The following is a 24461-nucleotide window of genomic DNA, read 5'->3' as shown; positions in this document are numbered from 1 at the left end:
ATTATTTGTCAGTTTCTGGCCCGTTGGTCAAGCGGTTAAGACACCGCCCTTTCACGGCGGTAACACGGGTTCGAATCCCGTACGGGTCACCATTTGGAGGATTAGCTCAGCTGGGAGAGCACCTGCCTTACAAGCAGGGGGTCGGCGGTTCGATCCCGTCATCCTCCACCATAAATATTTAATAAGCCGGTGTAGCTCAACTGGTAGAGCAACTGACTTGTAATCAGTAGGTTGGGGGTTCAAGTCCTCTTGCCGGCACCAGTTTCAAATATGTGGAGGGGTAGCGAAGTGGCTAAACGCGGCGGACTGTAAATCCGCTCCCTCCGGGTTCGGCGGTTCGAATCCGTCCCCCTCCACCAGTTTTTATATAATATAAATCGACATATGTATCATGCGTGTCTTTTTTTCTTTTTACATAATATTGGGCTATAGCCAAGCGGTAAGGCAGCGGATTTTGATTCCGTCACGCGAAGGTTCGAATCCTTCTAGCCCAGCCATTTCGAGCCATTAGCTCAGTTGGTAGAGCATCTGACTTTTAATCAGAGGGTCGAAGGTTCGAGTCCTTCATGGCTCACTCTCTAAAAAAGCTGTGTCATTAGATCGTTTAAACGATCTAATGACACAGCTTTTTTTACTGTTTGATACGAATAAATATTCAGAAAAATGTCGAGTTGAGTCATATAATTTTTTTTAGTAAAATAACAACAGCAACTATAGAGGAGTGGTATACATGGAGAAAAAAGTATCAATCATTGGGGTTCCTATGGATCTTGGTCAGCTTCGTAGAGGAGTAGACATGGGACCAAGCGCCATTCGTTATGCAGGCATCTGTGAACGACTACAAAGTTTAAGTATTGAAGTAGAAGATTGTGGAGATATCGAAATTAGCAGGGATTATGCGACTGAAGATGAAAATACAAATTTAAAGAACTTGAAAGCGGTTACAGAAGCAAGCGAAAGATTAGCTCAAAAAGTAGATGAAGTGATCGATTCAGGTAGCTTCCCTCTTATGCTCGGTGGTGACCATAGTATTGCGATTGGGTCGCTTGCTGGTATTGCTAAACATTATAAAAACCTCGGCGTCATTTGGTATGATGCTCACGGCGATTTAAATACAGCGGAAACATCTCCGTCTGGAAATATTCATGGTATGCCATTAGCAGCAAGCTTAGGCCTTGGACATCAAGATTTAACTAACTTATACGGCTACGCACCAAAAGTGAAGCCAGAAAACATCGTTATTATCGGTGCTCGTTCTCTGGATGAAGGGGAGAAGGAGCTGATTAAAGAACAAGGCATCAAAGTTTACACGATGCATGAAGTAGATCGCCTTGGAATGACAGCAGTGATTGAAGAGACGATCGCGTACTTGAAGGACAAAACGGACGGCGTTCATCTGTCTTTAGATCTTGATGGACTAGATCCTAATGATGCACCAGGTGTGGGTACGCCAGTAATCGGTGGAATTAGCTATCGCGAGAGTCACTTAGCGATGGAATTGTTAGAGGAGAGTGGAATCATTACTTCAGCTGAATTTGTTGAAGTTAATCCAATCCTAGACGAAAAAAATAAAACAGCTGCTGTAGCAGTTGCTTTAATGGGTTCACTATTTGGAGAAAAGTTATTATAATTAAAACCGGAAGCTCTGGCTAATCAAGCCGGACTTCCGGTTCTTTATTTAGCTCATACTGATTTAATAATTGATCTAGCTTTGTGCTGATCTCAAGTACTTTTGTATTTGAAAAAGATGTTTCCATAGCTAATAAGATCATTTCATTTCGCCAATGTTCAATTTCGGTTAAAATATCCTTATCTAGTAGGATCATCCTTATCTCAACTCCCATCATTAACAGTCTTCCGTGTATATTTTACCAGTATTCAAAAAAATGTAAACTCGTTTCAGAAAGTTCCATATAAAAAATATGCTTTTTTTTTGAAACCTTTTTAAGTACATAATCGTATATAATGGTACCTGCCAGGGCGGAGGTAAAAAGTAATGGAGTTAATTGTCCAAAGAAGAATAAAGCAAGTATTAAAAGGCGATCAAAATGCCTTTGGAGAGATTGTAGAGCTCTATAAAGATCAAGTGTATCAAATCTGTTTTCGAATGTTGTGGGACCGTCATGAGGCGGAGGACGCGGCTCAGGAGGCTTTTATTAAAGCTTTTATTAACATTCACTCCTATGATCCTAAGAAGAAATTCGTCACTTGGCTTTATAGAATCGCGACGAATCTGTGTATCGATCGCATTCGTAAAAAAAAGCCGGATTATCATTTAGATGCAGAGATTGCTGGAACAGAAGGGCTCAATATGTATTCTCAAATTTCCTCAGCAGAGAATCTTCCTGAAGAAGAAGTCGAAAATTTAGAGCTGCAAGGGACGATTCAAGAAGCAATTTTAAAGCTCCCAGAAAAGTATCGTTCAGTGATCGTATTAAAGTATATTGAAGAATTGCAGCTACAGGAAATTGCAGATATTTTGGATCTGCCTTTAGGCACTGTGAAAACAAGAGTGCATCGAGGCAGAGAAACGCTCCGAAAATATTTAAGGAATTTGTAATCGAAGGGATGTGTGCGATAATGACTTCTTGTCCAAAACAGATTGTACAATTTATGCATAGATACCTAGATGGAGAGCTTGATGCCGAACAGCAGAGAGAATTAAAGAAGTATTTAGATGATTGTCCAGACTGCAACCAGCACTTTATGGAGCTGAAAAAAACGATAGCCCTCGTTCAAAGTGCTTCGCATATTAAGGCACCAGAAGGATTCACGGAAAAAGTGCTTTTCGCTCTACCGAAAGAAGGCAAATCGGTTGGAGTGAAGCGCTGGTTTCAACAGCACCCGTTTTTTACAGCAGCGTCTCTGTTCCTTGCGTTAATGACGGGGGGATTTTTCTCCCTATGGCAACAGGAAGCAGACAATTTCGCCTTTACAAAGCATGATCAGTTAAAGGTAGAAAATCATACGGTCATTGTTCCAGAAGGAGAGACGATCAAAGGAGATCTCGTTGTGGAAAATGGGGATATTCGAATAGAAGGAGAAGTTGAAGGAAACGTCACGGTGATTAATGGTGATAAATACATGGCATCCGCTGGAAAGGTTTCAGGAGAAATAGAAGAGATAGATGAAGTGTTTGGGTGGGTATGGTACAAAATGAAGAAAACTGTAGCTGTGATATTTAATTAAGGAATAAACATATCTCAATGTAAGGAGCGGTTTCGCTTCTTTTTTCGTTTTAGGGTAGATTATGCTATAATATATTGGCTAAGAGAAACATACAGCCCTTATACGGCTATAGTAATTACATTATTGGAGGATGTAATATGCCGTTTTTAACTTACTTTGATAACTTTTCATTGTTAGATTCTTTATCTAACATATTAGATATATTGCTTGTATGGTTTGTTGTTTATAAATTGTTAATGATTATAAGAGGTACAAAAGCGGTTCAATTATTAAAGGGAATCTTCGTCATTGTGATCATCAGAAGCGTGAGTGGGTTGCTAGGGCTTGATACATTAAGCTGGATCATGCAACAAGCGTTAACATGGGGATTTCTAGCGGTGATTATCATTTTCCAGCCAGAAGTAAGGCGAGCTCTTGAGCAGCTTGGGCGAGGGAGATTTTTCTCTCGAACGATTTCGCAAGAGGATGAAGATCAGCTGAATATGATAGACGCACTTGTGAAATCGGTTGGTTACATGGCGAAGCGACGGATCGGGGCTCTCATTTCTATTGAAAGGGAAACCGGTATGAACGACTATATTGAAACAGGGATTGAGATGAATTCAACAATATCATCGGAGTTGTTAATCAATATATTTATTCCGAATACGCCGCTTCATGATGGAGCAGTTATTATCCAGAAGAACCAGATTGCCGCAGCGGGCTGCTACTTGCCGCTTTCAGAAAATCCTTTTATTTCGAAAGAATTGGGGACTCGCCATAGAGCCGCTTTAGGTATCAGTGAGGTAACAGATAGCATCACGATTGTCGTCTCAGAGGAAACGGGAGCGGTATCTATCGCTAAAAATGGGGATCTATATCGTGACTTATCAGCTGAAGATTTTAAGAAGCTGTTGCAACATGACCTATTAACTGTTGAAAAAAGCGACTTCTCGAACCGGTGGAGCTGGAGGGGGAGAAAGAGCAATGGATAATTTTATCGATAGCCCGTGGTTTATGCGTGTAGTTGCTTTCTTGCTGGCGATTCTATTATATACATCTGTCAACTTTGATGATTTTGAATTAAAGAAGAAAGTGGATGAATCTGCACAGGGGAACACGGAGACTATTACGGAGGTACCTGTTCAGGCTTATTATGATAATGAAAATTTATTCGTATCTGGTATACCTAAAGCAGTCCAAGTTGAAATCGTTGGTCCAAAAAGCATCGTTCAATCGACGAAGCAAAATAAGGATTTTGAGTTGTTTATCGATTTAACGGATTTAAGTATCGGAGAACACGTTGTGCGAATTAAGCATAAGAACTTGTCAGATAAGCTAGATGTGACGATTCAGCCTGAAAAAGTGAAGATAACGATTGAAGAAAAGGTATCTAATTACTTTATTGTTGATCCTGAGTTTAATGACAATATGCTAGCGGAAGGGTATCAAGTAGAGGATCTATCCGTTGATCCGCGTCGCGTTAAAATAACGGGTTCAAAAGAAGCGATTAGTAAAATTGTTTATGTGAAAGCAACGCTTGATGTGAAGGAAAAGGTGGATAAAGAAACAACAGGGACAGCTAAAATTAGGGTGCTCGACAATGAACTGAATAAGCTCGATGTCAAAGTAGAACCAGAAACTGTACAAGTTTCGATCGCTGTTAAGAACCCAAGTAAGAAAATCAAACTGAATGTATTTCCAAAAGGAACTCCACCAAAAGGTGTAACGGTTACATCCATCGAACCAGAAACAGACGAATTAACGATTTATGGGCAAGAGTCTATTCTTAATGACATGGAAGAATTAATGGTACCGATTGATGTATCTGATGTAACAAAGGATACGACCATTAAGGTGCCGATTGAATTAGGCGAAGGTTTAAACTTTGTCTCGCCACAATTAGTGAAAGTGAAAGTCTCAGTTGAAGGAAGTCCGGAAACGAAGCCGGAAGAGAAAGCTGATGAATAAGTTTTTTATTTGATGAAATAAAGGAGAGAATCAATCAATGGGTAAGTATTTTGGCACAGATGGAGTCAGAGGAGTAGCGAATACCGAACTAACTCCAGAGTTGGCGTTTAAGTTAGGAAGATTTGGTGGCTACGTATTAACAAAGAACGCAGAACGTCCAAAGGTTTTGGTAGGAAGAGATACTCGTATTTCTGGACATATGCTTGAAGGAGCCCTTGTTGCTGGTCTTTTATCCATCGGAGCAGAGGTGATGCGACTGGGCGTCATTTCTACTCCAGGTGTAGCTTATTTAACAAAAGCGATGGATGCACAGGCAGGAGTGATGATCTCGGCTTCTCATAATCCGGTGGCAGATAACGGCATTAAGTTTTTTGGAGGCGACGGCTTTAAGCTGACGGATGAACAAGAAGCAGAAATTGAAGCACTACTTGATAAAGAAGAAGATACATTGCCGCGACCAACAGGTGGAGATCTCGGCCAGCTGAACGACTACTTTGAAGGTGGTCAAAAGTATATTCAATACTTGAAGCAAACAGTGGATGAAGATTTCTCTAACATTCATATTGCCTTAGATTGCGCACACGGAGCTACTTCTTCTTTAGCAACTCATTTGTTTGCGGATCTTGAAGCGGATATCTCGACAATGGGAACGTCTCCAAATGGACTTAACATTAATGATGGTGTCGGCTCTACGCATCCAGAAGCATTAGCTGCTTTCCTAAAAGAAAAAGGGGCAAACATCGGTTTATCCTTTGACGGTGACGGCGATCGTTTAATTGCAATCGACGAAAAAGGAAATGTCGTAGATGGCGACCAAATTATGTTCATTTGTGCGAAATACTTAAACAAAGAAGGCCAACTAAAGGACTCTGTCGTTGTATCAACAGTGATGAGCAACCTTGGCTTCTATAAAGGTCTTGAAGAGCTAGGCATTAATAGTGTGCAAACAGCTGTCGGTGACCGTTATGTCGTCGAAGCAATGAGAAAGCATAATTATAATCTTGGCGGAGAGCAATCTGGCCATATTATTTTCCTTGATTACAACACAACAGGTGATGGCTTATTAACAGGTCTTCAGCTAGTTAACATTATGAACATGACGAAAAAGCCGTTATCTGAGCTAGCGGCAGAAATGAAAAAGTATCCGCAAATCTTAGTGAACGTGCGTGTATCAGATAAACATAAAGTAACAGAAAACGAAAGAGTCAAAGCAACGATCGAAGCGGTAGAAGCCGAAATGAACGGCAATGGCCGCGTCTTAGTTCGCCCATCAGGAACAGAGCCACTCGTTCGTGTGATGGTAGAGGCGGTCACAGAAGAGCACTGCACAGCATATGTTGAACGAATTGCTGCTGTTGTAAGAGAAGAAATGGGATTAAACGAGTAATTTTATGAGATGAAAAGAGACGCCAAGCGCGTCTCTTTTTCATATGCTATTAATAGCATGGGTCAATTTACAACAAGTTAGTTGACTAGAGGAATTTGAGTAGTGTATGATTATCCTGTTTTACTTCTATTTTTTTGAAAGGGGTGAAACGACGAAGGAAAAAATTTAAGAAAAGCGCCTGAACTAGCGGGAGAGAGCCTAGCTAGTTGACGAGGAGGAGGTTTATCGAACGTTCGGCGGATGCCTCCCGGTTGAAGGTTGTACAATCGTTAGTCCTTCCTTAAAACATAAGGGTAACCTTATGGACAAAGGGAATGGAACGACAACCAAGAAAAAAGAGAGAAGAGGAGAGCGGCAACGGAGCGCTCTGCTTGATTGCCTGCTTTCCTTCAAGGAGGAAACAATCCATGTGCGGAATCGTTGGATATATCGGATTAAACGATACGAAGGAAATTTTATTAAAAGGTTTGGAAAAACTTGAGTACCGAGGCTACGACTCAGCAGGAATTGCTGTAAGAAACGAAGAGGGCATTCATGTGTTTAAAGAAAAAGGTCGCATTGCGGATTTAAGAAAAGTCGTCGACCTAAATGTTGAATCTACAACAGGAATTGGACATACTCGCTGGGCAACGCACGGAGCGCCAAGCCAGCACAACGCCCATCCTCATCAAAGCGTATCTGGTCGCTTTACTCTTGTTCATAACGGTGTCATCGAAAACTATGAACAATTGACAAAGGAATATTTGCTAGATGTGGCTTTACAAAGTGATACGGATACAGAAGTGATCGTGCAGCTAGTGGAAATCTTCGCAAGCGAAGGCTTAGACACAGAAGAAGCTTTCCGCAAAACATTAAATCTATTAAAAGGCTCGTACGCTCTAGCTCTTTTAGATAGTGAAACGGAAGAAACGATCTTTGTCGCAAAGAATAAAAGCCCACTACTTGTCGGACTTGGGGAAGACTTCAATGTCGTTGCTTCAGATGCGATGGCGATGATTCAAGTGACGGATCAATTCGTAGAGTTAATGGATAAAGAAATGGTCATCGTAACAAAAGAGAAAGTAACAATTAAGAAGCTTGACGGTGAAGTTGTAGAGCGCGCACCTTACACAGCGGAACTAGATGCGAGCGACATCGAAAAAGGCACGTATGCTCACTACATGATGAAAGAAATCGATGAGCAGCCACTTGTGATGCGAAAAATCATTCAAGCGTATCGAAACGATCAAGACAAATTGACAGTCGATGAAGAGATCCTTACGGCGTTAAACGAAGCGGATCGCCTTTATATTATTGCTTGCGGAACAAGTTATCATGCTGGTCTTCTCGGAAAGCAATATATTGAAAAATTGGCGAAGATCCCAACAGAGGTACACGTAGCGAGCGAATTTGTTTACAATATGCCATTACTATCTGAGAACCCATTATTCATCTTCATCTCTCAAAGCGGTGAAACAGCAGATAGCCGTGCCGTATTAGTCAAAACGAAAGAACTGGGCTACAAAGCATTAACGATCACAAACGTACCTGGATCTACACTATCTCGTGAAGCAGACTACACGCTATTGCTTCATGCCGGCCCAGAAATCGCTGTTGCCTCTACAAAGGCCTATACAGCCCAAATCGCTGTCCTTGCGATCCTAGCGAACGCAGCGGCTCAATCACGCGGCGAAAACGTACCATTCAACCTCGCCAAAGAAATAGGCATCGCAGCTAACGCGATGGAAGTACTTTGCGACGCCAAAGACGAATTCGAACAAATTACGCGTGACTACTTAGCAACAACACGCAACTGCTTCTTCATCGGCCGCTCCATCGACTTCTTCGTCGGCCTTGAAGGCGCACTAAAACTAAAAGAAATCTCTTACATCCAAGCAGAAGGATTCGCTGGTGGAGAACTAAAACACGGCACCATCGCCCTAATCGAAGACGGCACACCAGTCATCGCTTTAGCGACACAAGAAAACGTCAACCTAAGCATTCGCGGAAACGTCAAAGAAGTAGCCGCGCGTGGTGCCAACCCATGCATCATCTCAATGAAAGGCCTAGAAGCCGAAGACGACCGCTTCGTCATCCCAGAAGTGCATGAGCTACTCACACCACTCGTTTCGATCATTCCGCTGCAGCTGATTGCTTACTACGCAGCCTTGCATCGTAACTGTGATGTCGATAAACCGAGAAACTTGGCGAAGAGTGTTACGGTGGAGTAAGAGAGAGATTTGATAAAAACAACCTCTTAGGATAATATTTCCTTAAGAGGTTGTTTTTTATTTTCAGTACTTTTGAATTAGGGGACTATGAAAAAGGTAGTAGTTTGCAGTTTAGACAAATGAAATAAAAAATAATGAACAAACGATAGGTTAAATTGAATAACAGGCTTTTTAAAGAGAAAGAGTAAGCACAATTGATTTAGATTAGCTTTTCTTTTTTGCAAGATAAGAAAATGGTAATTTATGCGTGTTTTAGGGCTAAGGAGTGAACTGAAAGATTACTAGTCGATTGGCGACATTTCCTACCTTAGGGACTCAACATCACTATATAAATAGTAAAAGTATCTACTAATAGGACTGAAGAAAGTGAGCTTAAAACTTATCCGGATTCTGTTACGATTTCTGAAAGAGAATGACATATCTTTGGAATAAGCGATAAAGATATCTCACGCAGCTTTACCGTTTCTTCTAATAACAAAAACTATATTCTTCCGTTGATTGAAGTTGTACGAAGTATTTTAGCACCGAATCGCTTTTTACTTTATCGACTGTTTGAAACAAATTCCTTTCCACAATATTTTATTGAGCAATACGAAGCGAATAAAATTCATCTAGATTTTTCATCACTGTACCATTGAAAATACACTAAAGACAATTTTCTATATCAATTAGTTTGGTTACTTTCCAATCAAGATTTAAGAAGAGTATTTGAAAATGTGGCCTACACATTTATCAATACGGGGTCGGTAAAATTTGATTGGTTATTTACAAAGCCAATAACAATTAAAGCGATTGTTAAACTGAGTTTAAATGGTGGCACAAACCTTAGAATCACCAATGTTAAAAAAACAAATACCTTATAGTGAAATTTCATTTACATACCCCGAAATCGTACAAACTGAGAAATCAGGAGAAGCGAAAAAGTATACTCTGCATAGCAAAAGCAATAATGGCAGCTAGCAAAATGAATTAACGCTTGATGAAGAAGTTGAAGGTGCAACGAACAACTTCGATTTGATTGAAATGGATAATCAAGTCTATGAGTATGGAAGAAGAGCTACTTCAGACATAGGTGGGAGTATGGTTGCAAGAGGCTTAGAGAATAAATCTATATACGACATTCAGGTACAAGGAGAATTTATTAAGGGATTGAAGGTATTAGAAAAATATTCCAAAGTACATTCGATAAATGTGATTCAAGGGAGTTTGAAGGAGTTTTTTTGATACAAAAGGGTTTGTTTATTTGAGTGATGGTGTTACTAAAAGGAAGTATGTTATTATTGAAAACAATATTTTCTTAATAAGTGAATTAATGTAATTTAATTTAATTAGAGCGTGAAGATAGGACTATATCTACTTTAATATATATTAAATAATCATCAATATAAATTTTCTATTTATTAACGGATTTTTAAAGGGGTAATAAAATCAAGTGGAACTTGGAATAAAAATGAATTACAACTTCAAAATATAAACTTCTCAACATTATGCCATAGAAAGGCGGGTATTAAGCATAGAACCGAGAAGTTAATTTTTAAAATTATTGAACTCTAACATTAAAATTAGAAATTGGTGTATTTTTTGTTATTAACACACTTAAAAACGCAGGTTTAGAGAAGGAGATAGTATGACAAACACGGTAAGAAATGTTGTAGATGAATATATTTTAACAAGAGATAATATGGGTCCTATTGATCCAAAGAGGGAAGAAATTATTAATCAATATTTTCGAAATAGAAAAGGAGAAGAAATCGCAAAGTATTTAATAAATGCCAGTGTTAGTGAAACTGGTGGGTTGACAGCTTTATCGGGATTTTATTATCAATTTTTAGTTACAATTGAATATATTGTGGAGATGTTAGAAGGTAAATGGGATTTTGTTATTATGGAGTACCATGATGATATTGTAGTAGGTAAAGGCAATAAAATTCGCTTTATACAAGTAAAAACTAGTCAGAAAATCAAGTTGGAAGTTACAGAATCTCCTGCTTCAAGTTTATATAGAAGGAGCAAGAAAGAAATAAACAAGGAACAATTTCTTCAAGCTAATTCCTGGGTAGATAAATTGTTATTAAATGCAACTCTAGCTAAAAAATCCGAAGAATATGAAACTGAATTTCAATTATATTCAAGTTATCATTTCATTCGTACCCAAAAATATAATTTTGATTATTATACAGATAATAAGTTATTTAATAAAGAGGTTTCTTCAGATGATGGTTTGCTCAAAGTATTATCGGAGCGAGTGTTTGACGATGAAGGAACAGAATTTACTTATTTAAGTTTATGTGGAGAAAATATAGAGTCATTATTAAAACGTTTTTATTTACATACGGGATCATCCTTGCAAGAAATAGATAAGTTTCAAGATTATTTATGTATGAAACTTAATAGAATTATTTTTAGTGGGTATGGGGAAAATATATCTATTGGGGTTTCAGATTTAAATTTTATTATAGGGTATTTATTTGAAGAATGTACTGATAAAACCAATATAGAACGATTAATTATTACAAAGGAAAAGGTCGTAAATTTATTAGATATTGTTAGAAAGAAAGCATTATCCCAAGCCAGCTTAATAGTAAACCAACATGAAAGCATTACAATTATTAATAGAGTTATAGATGAATTATTAAATAGTGTTAAAGACTTTAGAAATTCAAAAATCGTTAATAGTTTAATATATGAATATAAGGAGTATCTAGAGGATTGGATATTAAATGAGAGTGGAGATATAAAAAAATTATTTGAACGTCTATTTGATGGTACCAATAAAACCTCAATTTATTCAAGATTAAGTAATAGTACGAAAGAAAATAGTTTATTGGATTTATTTACTTTAATAATAATGCTCATAGTGAGTAAAAATAAAAAGGTAAGATTCGATGGAAATGAATCATTGGTAGCGAAAAAATTTGAAGGTATAGACATAGTTTATGCATTTTTAAGATTAGAAGTTGCAAAAAAGAAACCCGAGGTTATTGAAAGATTAAACGGTATTATAAAAAATGTAAGCTTAAAAGAACAGCTTTATTTAACGGGAATAGACTTAAATGTCATTGTACAAAATTATAATGATAGAAAGTTTGACAAAATAGAACCTCTCAAAATATACGTTAAGGAATCAATAGATATTGAAGAATTAAAAGATGACCAAAAACTAAATGAGGTTCCAGTCACAGCTAAATTGTTACCAGGTAATATTATGAAAGCTGATTTTTATGATGCTTTGGAAGAAGAAGATATAGAAAAATATTTAGAGGAAATGTTAGAAGAATTAGAGGAGGGTATTCTTTGAATAATTTTAATGTAGTACATAATAGACTTATTCAACAGAATTTTAAAGCATTAGAAAATGAAGAAGTGGAGAAGATAGGCTTTTCTTTATATGAAAATGAAACAATTAGAGTTTTTCTTAAGCGATTACACATGGAACTAGAACTTGAAAAGATAAATATCTATTCTAATCAAATAAGGATACTGCTGCTAGAGCAAAGTCAAAATATTTATAATAGTTATTTAATCCTTTGTACAGATGAAGAAATAAGTTATGAAAAGTTTTTCATGATAGAACGTAATAATATAGCTTTAAGAAAGTATGTTGTTAGGGATGAGAAGGATTTAAATCGAATTCCATTTTTAGATAATACAGTAGATAAAAACGGAAAAAATCCAGCTAATTTAAAGGAAACTGAATATAACGAGGAAGTGAAAGTGCTATTTTCTCTTTTAAAACAATATGATAGTGAAAATATTAAACTGAAAGATTCTCAAGTTGGGGAAATAGTAAATACTCTAATGCAAGGGATGGAAATGGATTATGAACATTAAAAAGTTGATAATTAAGAATTTTAAAAACTACATGGGCGAGGTTGTATTTGATTTATCTAAGGAAGTTATACTTCTATACGGTGCCAATGGATTTGGTAAAAGTTCTTTCTTTGATGCTATTGAATGGTGTTTAACAGGAAAAATAAACAGATTTGATGGTTCAGAAAATGAGCTTAAATATGATATTGCTAATAAAAGGATTCATAATGAAGAGAGCTTTGAAGTAGCAGTTACTTTAGAATTCGATGGAAATACTTTAATTAGATATTTTAATGTAACAAATGGTAATGTTGGAAATTTGCAAGTAAGAATTATATCAAAGGATGATAAGGTTCATATTGGTCAAGAACAAATAGAAAATTTTCTAAAAATGCACACTGCGAATTTTATTACATATGAGAGAGGAGGTTTTAGTCAATTATTAAAGCAAGCGTATATTCTATCTCAAGATCAAGTCACAGATTTTATTACAAGTGAAGATGCTAAAGAACGTTATAAAGCTTTGGCTAATATAATGGGTTTAAAATCAATGCTTCTCGAATTTGATAATTTTAAAAGAGTGTTAAAAGGTTTAGAAAAAAATAAAGATAATTTTTTTGAACAAGTTAGTGAGTTAGATAAGGCTATAATAAACAAGAAAGAAACAATGCATTATTTTGAAAGAGAGAAATTAGATGAATTATCAAGTACATATGGAATTTTATCATCGGATGGCAATACAAAAAAACGTGTGGAAAATGAAATAGTTAAAAGACTAAATACCAAAAACCATTTGGAGAAATATATAGAATTTTATAGTGAAATAGAAGATGAGCAAAAAAATAGTAACTTTAATGAATTGAAGAATCTTTTGAATGATTATGAATCTAGAGAAGAACTTCTTTTAGGTAAAAAGAAAAAAGCTGAAAAGCTATTAGAGAATTTAAATGATAAAATATTGAGTTTGTCAAATTTAGAAGAGAATTTAGGAAAAGTTAACGGATTAAAAAGGGAGCTTAGTGGTCTACAGATTTTATTGAAAGAGTTAAATGTTGAAGAAAGTAATATCGATGAATTAAATAAAAGACTTGAATTACTAAGAAGTGAGAAATTAAAATTAGAATACAATTTAGCAGTTGTGAAATTTCAAAGTATAAATATTCCTCTGATTGAAAATGCAAAAAAATCGAGTGCTTTTATAATGGTAAAATTAGAGCGAATAAGTAATCGTCTTGAAAAAAATAATAGTGTATTGGAAAAAATAGAGAGGAGTATTGAGGAGAATAAAGATCAGGTTTTAGCTAAGTTAATATCAGGTATTAGAGATGTCCAAGTATACACGAACAAATATGATTTAAATTATTGTCCTGTTTGTTCTTCGCAAAATAATAATTTAAATAGTGATATAGCTCAAAATTTAAATTATTATTTGAATCAACTCAATGAAGAAAGTAGTTATTATGAGAAAATTATAAGATTATCAAAATACCTTGAAAATAGAAAGAAAAAGTTAAATGAAGAAATTAGAGGGCTAAAAAGAAATCAAGAGGAAAATGAAACTAAAATAAAAAGCTTTGAAAATGAAACAGCTAATTATAAATCATCAGACTTATTTGATGAAGTGTTATTTTCAGAAAAGCAATCTATTCTAGAAGAGCATTTAGTAAAAAATTCGCAAGAAATAAATCAAAGAAAAGAAGCTGTTGAAATAATTTTAAAAACAGAAAAAATATCAAGTGATATATTAGGTTATGAAAAAACTTCTAAAGTTACTTATAAAATAAAGTCTGCTAAAGATCTAGAAAAAAGTATTCATAAGAATAATTCGAGAAAATATTTTGTAAATGCAAAATGTCAAAGTATTATCTCTTTACTGGAAGAAATAAAAAATAATATTTCAAGCGTTAAATTAATTATTTTCAATTTACAAAGTTTGTTGAATGAGAATCAATATAATCAAAGGTTTATAGAAATACATGATTTTGCTTTAGAATCAATTCAAAAAATTGACTTTGAGATTGATGAAATAAATCTTATTAAAAACTGGGTGGTAAAACAGGAAATTAATAATACGGTTCTAAAACAAATCTCCAATATCCAAAAAAATAAAAATGATTTAAACTCTAGAGTGAGTAAATTAAATTCTTATATAGGTTTATTAGAAAGATATAAGCAAGAACAACAAAGTTTTATAGGAAGTGGGATTTCGGATTTTCTTAATCGAAGCCATTCTACTGTACAAAGGTATTTTAGATATTTAGATCCGATTCCAAGTGATTGTGATTTAGTATTTGAGGGAAGCGAAGAACAAATAAATATAAAGGTAGCGTATAATAAAGAATTACATGATAAACCTGGTGGAAAAAGTAATGCTAAAAATATTTTAAGTTCAGGGCAATTAAATGTATTAGCCATATCTATATTTTTAGCAATTAATAAAGAACAACAACTACATTCACTAAATTTTGTAGGTATAGATGATCCAATCCAAAATATGGATGATGTTAATCAATACACTATGTGTGATGTTTTAAATAATATAGAAAAGCAACTCATAATTTCTACACATGATTTTAATTTCTTAAAATTATTTATAAAGAAAAATGAGCACAGAAAAAATGATATTATTATTTATAATTTAAAAAGTCCTTACATTAGTTCTAACAAATTAGAAATGATTAAATTTGATTCTCATAGAGTAATTTAATCAATCTTTGTTCAAGGCGCGTGGATTTCTTCTATTATAAAATCAACGTTTACAGCATGCTTTTGATCAAACTTTATTTTAAAGCTATACCTCTTGTGGTTTTAAAATAAAGTTATATCGTTTATAAAGAAGTTGCGCCTTTTTGCTCCTTTGGATTTTTTGTCTAAAGGGGTGTTTTTATGTCTAAAAGAAGAAGAACATCTGAAATTGAAAAGTGGATTAAGCAAGGTCGTGGGTCCGGCATCGGGGGAGATTATAAGCCTTGGTTGAAGATTCAAGGTGGGTCGATTAACACGCTTGAAAGGGATTAAAACGAGCAGACAACATGAATTTTTATCAGATTTGGAACGAAATTGCTTTTATATAACTGAATATTCTGGTTTTGTTCTTGATATTAGAGAGCAATTTCCTTTACTACCGTTGGAAGATTTGCATAAAGAACCTATTTCCTATAAAATAGTAATTATCAAAAATCTTGTCATTTTAAGAGAGGAGTGTTCACCTATGAAGAAAAAATCACTTAAGTTTTTATCTTGCGGATATGGATACTCCACTGCTGTTTTTTTCTAGAAGTCTTTTCAAGGGTGAAGTGTGTCCAAATTTGACTTTCTAGGCAAAACTGCAGAAAAATCTTTTAAATGGCGAGGTAAATAAATGGAAAACGAAAAAATCACAAGAAAAAACCCAACAAATGTGCCTGCACCAGTTGGCGATTACACACATATTACAAAAATTCCAAGGAATGCAGAGTTATACGTGACATCAGGTCAAATCGGTGCAGATCGAAATGGACAATTTCCACAAACTATGAATGAACAAGTAAGTAATACGTTTATCAATATAAAAACAGTGATAGATTCTGAGGATTTAAGCGCTGAAAACATTATTAAAGTGAACATATGGGCTACTGAGCAAATTGATTGGGACTTTTTTGATTCAGAGTGGGAACAATTATTTGGCAATGATTATCCAGCAATGACGATTGCATATATTGCTGAGTTAGGTTTACCTGAGATAAAAATTGAAATAGAAATATGGGCGGCTAAAGTATAAAGTTCAAACACACTTCATCAAAACCATGGAGCATCTTAAACTAGATGATTCCATGGTTTTTAATATGAAGGTTTGTACTTCACAAATGCTTGGGGATTGGCTTTTTGTAAGGGGGAGAAATCGAGGTGAGTAACAATGGGTAACATATCAATACAAAGGGGGATTAGTATGAATGTTGATTTTTTATCAAACCATCCCGATAAAATAAAAGAAGTTGCTGAAATGATTTTTAAGGAATTTGTAGTAAAAACGGGTAGCGGCATGAAATTTGAAGATGTTTTTAAACATTTTTCAAATACAAAGGACAATGAATTTCCGATAGCACTCGTTGCTTTGGAGAACGGAGAATGTTTAGGAACTGTATCAATCTTTGAAAATGATTTAAAGATAAGAGATATGTATAAACCTTGGCTTGCCTCTCTATATACGAAACCTGAGTATCGTGGCAAAGGTGTAGGACAGGAGTTAGTAGCCAAAACGATAAAGGTAGTCAAAGAATTAGGGTTTAATGAACTTTATTTAAGAACGGAAGAGGCATCTGACTATTATAGAAATAGAGGATGGACCTATCTTGAAACTGTTTCTGATGATCAATATGAAAAAGTTGATGTATTTAAAGTAAAGTTACTTGAATGAATGAACGAAATTAAACATGCTAGAAAGTGATCAAATTGCTTTTTGATTAGAGAAGACAAGTTCGGGACTAGGTTTGAATATTGTTCATAGCATTATAACCAAACATCAAGGAAGCATCGATGTTGAAAGTGGAAGGAACGATTTTTACGATTCGTCTTCCTCTAAAGGACCAGATCGTTGATGAAACAACGGCAAGAGGTAACACACTAAAAAATAATTGAAATACATTTTTTAGTGTGTTACATTAAATAGAAATTAGAGGTGAACAACATGCTATCTGTTAAGAATAATTTTTACTGTTCACAATTACATCATCATATCAAGTAGTCTTGCTATTCGATTTTAAAAAATCGTATATAGGAAGGCTATTTATCATTAAACCGCATGGATTAAGTTTTAGAACTTTAATCTAATGCGGTTTTTTATTTTTTAACAAACCATTGGAGGGAAAAAAAGATGAAAAAAATGGACTATCAAAATGTAAAGGGAACACAAGATTACTTACCGAATGCAGAAATTGTACGAAGAAATATTAGAAGAACATTGGAAGATGTTTTTATCCAGTATGGTTGTAAACCTCTGGAGACGCCTATTTTAAATTACAAAGAACTACTAGCTTCAAAGTATGGTGGAGGTGCTGAAATATTAGAGGAAATGTATACATTAACGGACAGAGGAGAAAGAGATTTGGCCTTGCGTTACGACCTTACTATCCCATTTGCAAAAGTAGTTGCAATGAACCCAACTATAAGAATGCCTTTTAAAAGATATGAAATAGGGAAAGTATTTAGGGATGGTCCAATAAAAACTGGAAGATTTCGTGAATTTACACAGTGTGATGTAGATATTGTAGGAGTTGAATCTCAAATTGCTGAAGCCGAATTAATGATTATGGCATTAGATGCATTCCACAAACTTGATTTAAAGGTAACGATTCAATATAACAATCGAAAATTATTAACTGGAATGCTTGAAGTGTTTGAAACAGCAGAGGAAAAAATTAATAAGGTTGTATTAACGCTTGATAAACTTGAAAAAATCGGATTAGAAGCTGTTGTTTCAGAGCTTACAGAACAAGGGCTGCCGCCTTCAAATGTCCAATTAATTAAACAGTTTTTGACTGATAAAAATAATACAAATTATAGCTATTTTGAGCCTTTCTCTATGCAAAATGAACAAGTTAAGCAAGGATTAAATGAATTAAAAGAACTTGAATCCTATTTGGGTATCAATAAGCAACAATGTGTGTTTAATCCATTTTTAGCAAGAGGATTGGAGATCTATACGGGTACGATTTATGAAATCTTTTTATCTGATAAAACCATTCAGTCAAGCATTGGGAGTGGTGGAAGATACGACAATGCAATCGGTGGCCTAATTGGAACAAATGAGAACTTTTCAACAGTTGGAATTTCCTTTGGTTTAGACGTAATTTATACCGCTCTAAGTAAATCTGTTGCGAATAGTACAGAAGCCTCGAATGTGGATTACTACATAATCCCGTTAAACACCCAGAAAGAATCATTGCTTGTTGCCAGTTATTTAAGAAATCAAGGCTATAAAGTTGAACATGAGTTGAGTAATAAAAAATTAGGAAAGGCTCTTGATAAAGCAAACAAGGAAAACATCCCAAACGTTATTATAATTGGAGAGAATGAAGTCAGAAATAACCAAATTAAAATAAAAAATATGGATTCTGGAGAAGAACGAGTCGAATGTTTTGAATTTGAAGGATAAAGCGGTGTAATTCTTATCGGACTAATAGGGCAGGTTAGTAGCTGTTTCATCAGAAGAGATAACAGTTCGGAATAAACCCTAAGCAAAAAATGAATGAAGTGAATGAAAATAACACATTCTATATGAGTACTACATTACAATGGGAGGTTTTTTAATATGTTGCAAAGCATAAAAAATGAGGATAATGATCAAGTGACGAATACAGCTGGGGCTTTTCAATCAGATGGTCGAGATGTTGAATTCTCACAAGAGCTTGCTGATCATGATGACCTAGTTGCTCAAGAACGTTCAAAAGCGGCAGATCAAAGGGCAAAAGCAAGAAAAAATAATAACCAGTAATAGTCCTTTCACTAAAGCACAGTATGCTTGAATAACCGCATCCTGTGCTTTTTAGTGTTTAATTTGATAAGAGAAATATAAAGAGAACATTGATGGAGCAAGTCACTTATCTAAAAATAAGAATGTGAAATCGGTCTAGAGTCTGATTTTAACGGAAAAAATTTGATTATAATCAACGAACCCCCACTGAGATAAAACATTTCAGTAGGGGCTTGAGTTAGCCAATCTGGTCTTTTCGTTCTCTATGGAGACGAGTGACGCTCTGAACGGCATCCTCAAACCACTGTTTTTGGTCGGTACTGATGTACCACTTGCACCACCCCGAAAGGAGCTGTACAAGCCCTGACACAAACGTGTCAAGTACACACGGATGGTTGACGCACCCACTATACCATGCGCTAGGCAACGGTTTTACGTGTTTTTTATTGGTGCTTGGCTATTTTACGTGACAGAGCTTTTTCCTGTCACAACCTCATATATCCAGTTTTCAAAGAACACTTTCAGGGGCATTTTACCATACAAACATATGTTTTGGTTAGTGCCAACTGACCATTCATCTCCACCTGAATTGTTGGACTTGCACCCGTAACACAAATCAGATGGAGTCTTCTGGTCAGGAAATGATAAAAAGCGAGAGAGAAAGAAAATTTTTACAATGAGCAGTTTTTCGGAAATTGGAGGTGATATTTATGGAAAGAATTAATTATTTTGCTTTGTTCGGAGTGATATTTTTTAACATAATCCGAAAGAAGTCCTCTTCCTCAAGGAGCGTGAAGGGCATAGCCCAGCGAGTAAGGAGGGGATGAATCTCGGTTCGGCATAGCTGAAAAGCGTTTGGTAGAGGATATCCCGAACTTTGTCGGAAGAAAAAAGGATGGAATTTTCCATTTATTCTTGATAGGAACATACATTCTGTTTATAATGATGACAAGGGAGGGGATCTCATGTATCGAACGTTGAAAACGGGCTTTTCAGCGCCACAGTCCACGCTTCAACAATTGTTTCATATACGTCGGATCTGCGGAACGATTTGGAATGACTGTGTGCAGCTAGCTCGGTATTATTACCGGATTCACGGCAAGTGGATTAACAAAAGTGACCTTCAAGCTGAACTCAAAGGCTTGTATCCTCTTCACAGTCAGACGATCCAAGCGGTGTGCCACAAGTTTTTGCGTGCCCGGGAAGGAGTTCGTCAAGCTCGTAAAACGAACAAGTCCATCCGATATCCATACAAAGAAAAATTCGTGTTTCATCCTAAATGGGTGGACAAATCTTTCGCACTAAAAGGGCGCAAGCTAACACTCAGCTTAGGAAGATGGCAGGGGAAACAGCAGAAACCGCTCGTGTTGACGCTTGCCTTAGTCCCAACTGGCACGGTCAAAGAAGTGGAACTCGTCTATGACGGTCGATGGCATGCCTGTTTGTCGTATGAAGACGGCATCGATCCTGTACCGATTCAAGATGGTCATACAGCCGCGATTGATCCAGGTGAGATTCATACGATTGCTGCCGTCAGTACAAATGGACAAGCGCTTGTGATTTCGGGCAGGAAGATGCGCAGCGTTCACCGATTGCGAAACAAAAAAGTGAGAGAACTGCAAATGCTCATGAGTCGGTGTCAAAAAGGGTCCAGGAAATGGCGCCAATATCATCGAGCAAAAAAGTACATTCTCTCCAAAAGCGAACGGCAGCTAGGAGATCTCCTACATAAGACGACTCGTGCTTTTGTGAACTGGTGTGTGGAGCAAAAAGTCGGGCATGTTGCTCTCGGCGATGTAGAAGGCGTTCAGCGACACACAAGCAAGCGAAACAAAAAACGAAAACGCATCCGTTCCAAACAAATCAACCAAAAACTCAGCAACTGGAGCTTTGGAAAACTCACCAAACAGTTGGCCTATAAATTAGAAGCGGCTGGCGTCTCATTATCGAAAGAAAATGAAGCCTACACGACGCAAGCATGTCCTGCTTGTGGAAAACGGAACAAAGTCCGTTCGCGAAATTACCAATGCTCTTGCGGATATGAACAGCATCGGGATGTCCACGGTGCAGCGAACATCTTATCCCAGTATGTGCATGGGAAGTTTCGAGAAGTGATGCTGACCAGTATCACTTATCTACGTCCTGTACAGGCGTAGTAGATGGGTAGAACCGCCCCAGAGGGAGATGGCCGTGTCTTCGATTTTCTCTCTGTTGCTTACGGTGGCAGCAAGCTGTCGGGAGACTTCTTGCGTCAAGACCACTGCTTCCGTATGGGAGCGTCAGTCCCCAAGAAAGACGAGGGTGTCGTGTGCACCCATGGACATCGTTCAGCTTCCGATTTCTAGGGAATCGACAAGAAACCCCTACCTCAAAGTGCGAAGCGATAGGTGGGGGAGGTTCATATAGGTTAACTCCATTTTGATCAATTTTTATTCAAAATGGAGTTTTTTAGTTGCTGTTAAATAAAGGTCGAAGGGAGCTTTTTAATTGAAATTTTCCCTAAAATCACATTTTATCGTGAAATAATCTAGTTTGTAAAATGTATTGAGTTATCAAGAAAAAGATACTAAAATACATTGGGCATTAATAATTTTTGCATTATAGTAACAGCCTAGCTTACGAACTTTATAGGGTTTGTCGTGAGGGTGATACATGATCGTTGTATCAATAAATGACTAAGAGTTAAAAAATTGTTATATATAGGGAAGTGAAATGTTTTGAGGAAATCTATGTGTTTATTACTATGTTTGTGGATGGCATTTTCAACAACAGTCTCTGCTCATACTGGATTGCAAAGTTCTTATCCGACAGAGGGAGAGATGGTCGAAGGAGAAGTAAAAGAAATTACAATGGAGTTTAATACATCCATTGAAAAGGGGAGCTTGTTCACGCTATTTGACGAAAAAGGCACAGAAATTGCGCTTGAAGATATTCAAATCGATAAAAACAAACTGATTGGAACGACAAGTGAGTCGTTGACAGAAGGACTCTATACGGTAAACTGGAGCATTGTCGGAGAAGATGGACATCTCATTAAAGGCGAATACACATTTACTGTTGCGCAGAAACTGGGCAATAAAGCTGAAGGGCAATCCAGTGTCGTAGATGAGGCAAAAGAGGAAGTAGCTACTATTGATAAAGCAGAGAAAGAAGTCAATCAATCATCAGTTGCGGATAAAGAAGAGCAAAGCAAGACAAATCCGAGTATTGTTATCTCGATTATAACCGGCTTTTTACTTTTTGCGGCCGTTCAAACAGCTGTCTGGTTGATTAGAAGAGGGAAAAAATGATCTATGTTCTCTATCTAACCGAATTGTTATTGTACGTTTGCTTTTCTTTTTTAATGGGGTCTTTTATTATCCAATTGATTCCAGTTGATGAAAAACCGATGATCAATCTTCCTAAAAGAGGGATTCAATTATCTATATTAGGGGTTGTCTTTTTCTCTTTAATGCCCGTTGTCTATTTAATTTCCATGCTTCAAGAAAACATGGGCTTATCGTTAACGATTCAAAATGTATTCTCCAGTTTTGAAGTGGGGCAAGCTTGGATTCTAACATTCATTGTTTCGTTTTTCCTTTATATGTTTGTTTCTATTTTTCCAGTTTTCGAGAATAAACGCTATTCGCTTATTGCTCTTGTCTTTACTGTTTCTCTCATCTTTATATTGAGTTGGGCTGGGCATTCTGCGTCTTTAGACAAAATAGTGGGCTCTATTTATCACGCTATTCATTTTCTTTCTGTTAGTGTTTGGGTGGGCATTTTGTTGGTGGTTAGCTGGTTCTCAAAAAACAAAGAAAACTGGTTGTCATTTTTGAAATGGTTTTCACCTGTAGCGATCATTAGTTTTCTTCTGACGATCTTAACGGGATTTATGATGATGACATTAGTGATAGAGGTGAAAGATTACGCAAATTCTTGGGTGTTGAATTACGGACAATCACTGTTGCTCAAACACTTAATTATTATTCCGATCTTCTTTTTTGCCTTCATCAATGGTTTTTGGGCGAAGAAACAACTCCAAAAGGATCTTTCCTTTCAGCCGATTCCATGGGTAAAAGCGGAAAGTGTAGTATTGTTGCTCGTCTTCACGGCTACTGCCATTCTTGGTCAACAGCCCCCGGCTTATGGGATTGATGCAACTTTAAAAAGTAACGGGGTGGCTCCTCTTTTTCAATATGTCTATGGTGGTACGTTACCAACTCCTGTAGCTGTTGAGTTTGGACTAAATGCGATGAGTGGACTTTTGTTTTCTTTAGCTACCGCTTTCTTAGTATTACTCTTATGGTCATTTATTAAGAAAGCACCAGCGATCTTAGCATTTGGCATGAGCTTGTGCTTTGTTATTTCCGTGTATTTAGCATTGATGTTAAGTATTCATTGAAAAGATTGGACTAATGAACAATGTTAATCATATCAATTAACTTGGGTGGACAGCCTTGTTAGAAGCGGTTATTTTAAATGATGGAGACGAAAAAAGCAGGAACAAAGTAGTCGGGTGATATCAAATTGCACGGCAACAAGGAGGGGATAATATGACGAAGAGTAATAAAAAAGAATTGTCACTAGAACAATGTGAGGAATTACTCAAAACATTGCAAGCCCGGTTTGAGAAAAATATGCATCGCCATCAAGGGCTGGAATGGGCTAAAATCCAAAAAAAGCTAGAGGTTAATACTGAAAAGCTGTGGTCGCTTAATGAGATGGAAATGACCGCTGGAGAACCGGACGTTGTTGATTATGATGAAAAGAAGGACGAATACATTTTTTATGATTGTTCAGCGGAAAGTCCTAAAGGTCGAAGAAGTGTTTGTTATGATCGTGAAGCGCTGGAGTCAAGAAAGAAGCATAAACCAGAGAATAACGCGATGGATATGGCAGCTGCTATGGGTATTGAACTATTAACGGAAGAACAATATCGAGCGTTGCAGGCGCTTGAAGGTTTTGATAAGAAAACGTCGAGTTGGGTGCAAACACCTTCTGATATTAGAGAACTCGGCGGTGCCATTTTTTGCGATTATCGCTTCGGGCATGTTTTCGTGTATCATAATGGAGCAGACTCCTACTATGCCGCTAGAGGTTTTCGCGGCTCGCTAAGGGTCTAAACGGTACACAGGAAGCTGAATTCTAGGACGAATTTTTCATTCAGCGATAAAATATAGAGGGGAATAATGGTGTAAGAGAATGAATAAAAGATGGACGATCGGAAAGATTAAAGAATTTGTTGAGAACAATTCGGAAAGTAAGTTACTAACGACGGAATATCACGGTTTTTCTCAAAAGTTATTATTTAAATGTGCATGTGGCAGCAATTTTGAAAAAACATTTACGAAATTCAAAAAAAATAACCAACGTAAATGTGACGTATGCCAACCACCAAAAGCGTCACGCTAAACGAAGTGCCGATTTCTATTAAAAAGAAGTCGGCGCTATTTTTTATCCCGCATTAACATGATAGAAGAAG

Annotated in this window: 20 protein-coding genes, 6 tRNA genes and 1 pseudogene; 26 read left to right on the top strand and 1 reads right to left on the bottom strand. The window is 36.4% G+C overall.

All coding sequences use genetic code 11. The features are described 5' to 3' along the window. Window positions 1-17 precede the first annotated feature (17 nt). The 7 genes from CEF22_RS17925 to rocF all read left to right on the top strand — a co-directional run bounded on the left by CEF22_RS17925 (window position 18) and on the right by rocF (window position 1630). Window positions 18-92 (top strand) — tRNA-Glu (locus CEF22_RS17925). A 3-nt stretch (window positions 93-95) separates the two neighbouring features. Further along, window positions 96-171 (top strand) — tRNA-Val (locus CEF22_RS17920). A gap of 14 nt (window positions 172-185) precedes the next feature. Then, window positions 186-261, top strand: a tRNA-Thr gene (locus tag CEF22_RS17915). Window positions 262-274: 13 nt separating this feature from the next. Further along, a tRNA-Tyr gene (locus tag CEF22_RS17910) sits at window positions 275-359 on the top strand. Window positions 360-422: 63 nt separating this feature from the next. Next, a tRNA-Gln gene (locus CEF22_RS17905) sits at window positions 423-497 on the top strand. A 4-nt stretch (window positions 498-501) separates the two neighbouring features. Next, a tRNA-Lys gene (locus CEF22_RS17900) sits at window positions 502-574 on the top strand. Window positions 575-730: 156 nt separating this feature from the next. Next, complete coding sequence (rocF, locus tag CEF22_RS17895; protein WP_100404131.1) at window positions 731-1630, top strand: arginase; 900 nt, start codon at window positions 731-733, stop codon at window positions 1628-1630. Window positions 1631-1649: 19 nt separating this feature from the next. On the opposite strand, the gene CEF22_RS17890 is transcribed toward rocF, so the two are convergent. Continuing rightward, window positions 1650-1826, bottom strand: coding sequence for an aspartyl-phosphate phosphatase Spo0E family protein (locus tag CEF22_RS17890; RefSeq protein WP_100404130.1), 177 nt, complete (start codon window positions 1824-1826; stop codon window positions 1650-1652). 170 nt (window positions 1827-1996) lie between these two features. Between CEF22_RS17890 and sigW the strand changes: the two genes are divergently transcribed. From sigW to CEF22_RS18885, 19 genes and pseudogenes are all read left to right on the top strand, one after another. Then, window positions 1997-2560, top strand: coding sequence for an RNA polymerase sigma factor SigW (gene sigW / locus CEF22_RS17885; protein ID WP_095478782.1), 564 nt, complete (start codon window positions 1997-1999; stop codon window positions 2558-2560). Between the two features lie 20 nt (window positions 2561-2580). Then, the gene (locus tag CEF22_RS17880; RefSeq protein ID WP_100404129.1) at window positions 2581-3189 is read left to right on the top strand and encodes an anti-sigma factor family protein; all 609 of its coding nucleotides are present in this window, start codon (window positions 2581-2583) and stop codon (window positions 3187-3189) included. 137 nt (window positions 3190-3326) lie between these two features. Beyond that, window positions 3327-4163 carry a diadenylate cyclase CdaA gene (cdaA, locus tag CEF22_RS17875; protein WP_095478784.1) on the top strand — a complete coding sequence of 279 codons (837 nt, stop codon included), beginning with the start codon at window positions 3327-3329 and terminating at the stop codon, window positions 4161-4163. Beyond that, window positions 4156-5139: a CdaR family protein gene (locus tag CEF22_RS17870; protein ID WP_100404128.1), complete on the top strand. Its 984-nt coding sequence runs from the start codon at window positions 4156-4158 to the stop codon at window positions 5137-5139. The genes cdaA and CEF22_RS17870 overlap by 8 nt, the downstream gene beginning before the upstream one ends. A gap of 37 nt (window positions 5140-5176) precedes the next feature. Continuing rightward, on the top strand, window positions 5177-6526 hold the full coding sequence (gene glmM, locus CEF22_RS17865) for a phosphoglucosamine mutase (RefSeq protein WP_100404127.1): 1350 nt from the start codon (window positions 5177-5179) through the stop codon (window positions 6524-6526). Window positions 6527-6933: 407 nt separating this feature from the next. Continuing rightward, window positions 6934-8736: a glutamine--fructose-6-phosphate transaminase (isomerizing) gene (gene glmS / locus CEF22_RS17860; RefSeq protein ID WP_100404126.1), complete on the top strand. Its 1803-nt coding sequence runs from the start codon at window positions 6934-6936 to the stop codon at window positions 8734-8736. A 1627-nt stretch (window positions 8737-10363) separates the two neighbouring features. Then, complete coding sequence (locus CEF22_RS17850; RefSeq protein WP_100404125.1) at window positions 10364-12034, top strand: dsDNA nuclease domain-containing protein; 1671 nt, start codon at window positions 10364-10366, stop codon at window positions 12032-12034. Beyond that, window positions 12031-12567: an ABC-three component system middle component 1 gene (locus CEF22_RS17845; RefSeq protein ID WP_100404124.1), complete on the top strand. Its 537-nt coding sequence runs from the start codon at window positions 12031-12033 to the stop codon at window positions 12565-12567. Before CEF22_RS17850 ends, CEF22_RS17845 begins: the two co-directional genes overlap by 4 nt. Continuing rightward, window positions 12557-15253 (top strand): AAA family ATPase, encoded by a 2697-nt coding sequence (locus CEF22_RS17840; protein WP_100404123.1) that lies wholly within the window; start codon window positions 12557-12559, stop codon window positions 15251-15253. Before CEF22_RS17845 ends, CEF22_RS17840 begins: the two co-directional genes overlap by 11 nt. Window positions 15254-15432: 179 nt before the next feature. After that, a pseudogene (locus CEF22_RS18890) lies at window positions 15433-15682 on the top strand (heteromeric transposase endonuclease subunit TnsA); the annotation flags it as partial. A gap of 225 nt (window positions 15683-15907) precedes the next feature. Then, entirely contained in the window at window positions 15908-16306 is a 399-nt protein-coding gene (locus CEF22_RS17830; protein WP_100404122.1) for a RidA family protein, read from the top strand. 168 nt (window positions 16307-16474) lie between these two features. Continuing rightward, a complete protein-coding gene (locus CEF22_RS17825) occupies window positions 16475-16942 on the top strand; it encodes a GNAT family N-acetyltransferase (RefSeq protein WP_100404121.1) in 468 nt (155 codons plus the stop codon). Window positions 16943-17398: 456 nt separating this feature from the next. Further along, entirely contained in the window at window positions 17399-18679 is a 1281-nt protein-coding gene (locus CEF22_RS17820) for a histidine--tRNA ligase (RefSeq protein ID WP_100404120.1), read from the top strand. 156 nt (window positions 18680-18835) lie between these two features. Continuing rightward, window positions 18836-19018 (top strand): YfhD family protein, encoded by a 183-nt coding sequence (locus CEF22_RS17815; RefSeq protein WP_100404119.1) that lies wholly within the window; start codon window positions 18836-18838, stop codon window positions 19016-19018. Between the two features lie 944 nt (window positions 19019-19962). Continuing rightward, a complete protein-coding gene (locus CEF22_RS17810) occupies window positions 19963-21153 on the top strand; it encodes an RNA-guided endonuclease InsQ/TnpB family protein (RefSeq protein ID WP_100404118.1) in 1191 nt (396 codons plus the stop codon). A 573-nt stretch (window positions 21154-21726) separates the two neighbouring features. Then, window positions 21727-22287 (top strand): copper resistance CopC family protein, encoded by a 561-nt coding sequence (locus tag CEF22_RS17805; RefSeq protein WP_100404117.1) that lies wholly within the window; start codon window positions 21727-21729, stop codon window positions 22285-22287. Beyond that, window positions 22284-23381, top strand: coding sequence for a copper resistance D family protein (locus tag CEF22_RS17800; protein WP_100404116.1), 1098 nt, complete (start codon window positions 22284-22286; stop codon window positions 23379-23381). The genes CEF22_RS17805 and CEF22_RS17800 overlap by 4 nt, the downstream gene beginning before the upstream one ends. Before the next feature lie 151 nt (window positions 23382-23532). After that, a complete protein-coding gene (locus tag CEF22_RS17795) occupies window positions 23533-24102 on the top strand; it encodes a DUF4256 domain-containing protein (RefSeq protein WP_100404115.1) in 570 nt (189 codons plus the stop codon). A gap of 79 nt (window positions 24103-24181) precedes the next feature. Beyond that, window positions 24182-24391 carry a hypothetical protein gene (locus tag CEF22_RS18885; protein WP_094836187.1) on the top strand — a complete coding sequence of 70 codons (210 nt, stop codon included), beginning with the start codon at window positions 24182-24184 and terminating at the stop codon, window positions 24389-24391. Window positions 24392-24461: the final 70 nt, after the last annotated feature.

Origin of the sequence: Bacillus sp. FJAT-42315, assembly GCF_002797375.1 — a bacterium.
Taxonomy (GTDB): domain Bacteria; phylum Bacillota; class Bacilli; order Bacillales; family Domibacillaceae; genus Bacillus_CE.
The sequence above is the reverse complement of the archived record's forward strand: the minus strand, read 5'-3'. Positions and strand labels throughout refer to the sequence as shown.

Coding starts and splice junctions, on each gene's coding strand:
- rocF (WP_100404131.1), top strand. CDS start 731: ATGGAGAAAAAAGTATCAATCATTGGGGTTCCTATGGATCTTGGTCAG.
- CEF22_RS17890 (WP_100404130.1), bottom strand. CDS start 1,826: ATGATCCTACTAGATAAGGATATTTTAACCGAAATTGAACATTGGCGA.
- sigW (WP_095478782.1), top strand. CDS start 1,997: ATGGAGTTAATTGTCCAAAGAAGAATAAAGCAAGTATTAAAAGGCGAT.
- CEF22_RS17880 (WP_100404129.1), top strand. CDS start 2,581: ATGACTTCTTGTCCAAAACAGATTGTACAATTTATGCATAGATACCTA.
- cdaA (WP_095478784.1), top strand. CDS start 3,327: ATGCCGTTTTTAACTTACTTTGATAACTTTTCATTGTTAGATTCTTTA.
- CEF22_RS17870 (WP_100404128.1), top strand. CDS start 4,156: ATGGATAATTTTATCGATAGCCCGTGGTTTATGCGTGTAGTTGCTTTC.
- glmM (WP_100404127.1), top strand. CDS start 5,177: ATGGGTAAGTATTTTGGCACAGATGGAGTCAGAGGAGTAGCGAATACC.
- glmS (WP_100404126.1), top strand. CDS start 6,934: ATGTGCGGAATCGTTGGATATATCGGATTAAACGATACGAAGGAAATT.
- CEF22_RS17850 (WP_100404125.1), top strand. CDS start 10,364: ATGACAAACACGGTAAGAAATGTTGTAGATGAATATATTTTAACAAGA.
- CEF22_RS17840 (WP_100404123.1), top strand. CDS start 12,557: ATGAACATTAAAAAGTTGATAATTAAGAATTTTAAAAACTACATGGGC.
- CEF22_RS17830 (WP_100404122.1), top strand. CDS start 15,908: ATGGAAAACGAAAAAATCACAAGAAAAAACCCAACAAATGTGCCTGCA.
- CEF22_RS17825 (WP_100404121.1), top strand. CDS start 16,475: ATGAATGTTGATTTTTTATCAAACCATCCCGATAAAATAAAAGAAGTT.
- CEF22_RS17820 (WP_100404120.1), top strand. CDS start 17,399: ATGAAAAAAATGGACTATCAAAATGTAAAGGGAACACAAGATTACTTA.
- CEF22_RS17815 (WP_100404119.1), top strand. CDS start 18,836: ATGTTGCAAAGCATAAAAAATGAGGATAATGATCAAGTGACGAATACA.
- CEF22_RS17810 (WP_100404118.1), top strand. CDS start 19,963: ATGTATCGAACGTTGAAAACGGGCTTTTCAGCGCCACAGTCCACGCTT.
- CEF22_RS17805 (WP_100404117.1), top strand. CDS start 21,727: ATGTGTTTATTACTATGTTTGTGGATGGCATTTTCAACAACAGTCTCT.
- CEF22_RS17800 (WP_100404116.1), top strand. CDS start 22,284: ATGATCTATGTTCTCTATCTAACCGAATTGTTATTGTACGTTTGCTTT.
- CEF22_RS17795 (WP_100404115.1), top strand. CDS start 23,533: ATGACGAAGAGTAATAAAAAAGAATTGTCACTAGAACAATGTGAGGAA.
- CEF22_RS18885 (WP_094836187.1), top strand. CDS start 24,182: ATGAATAAAAGATGGACGATCGGAAAGATTAAAGAATTTGTTGAGAAC.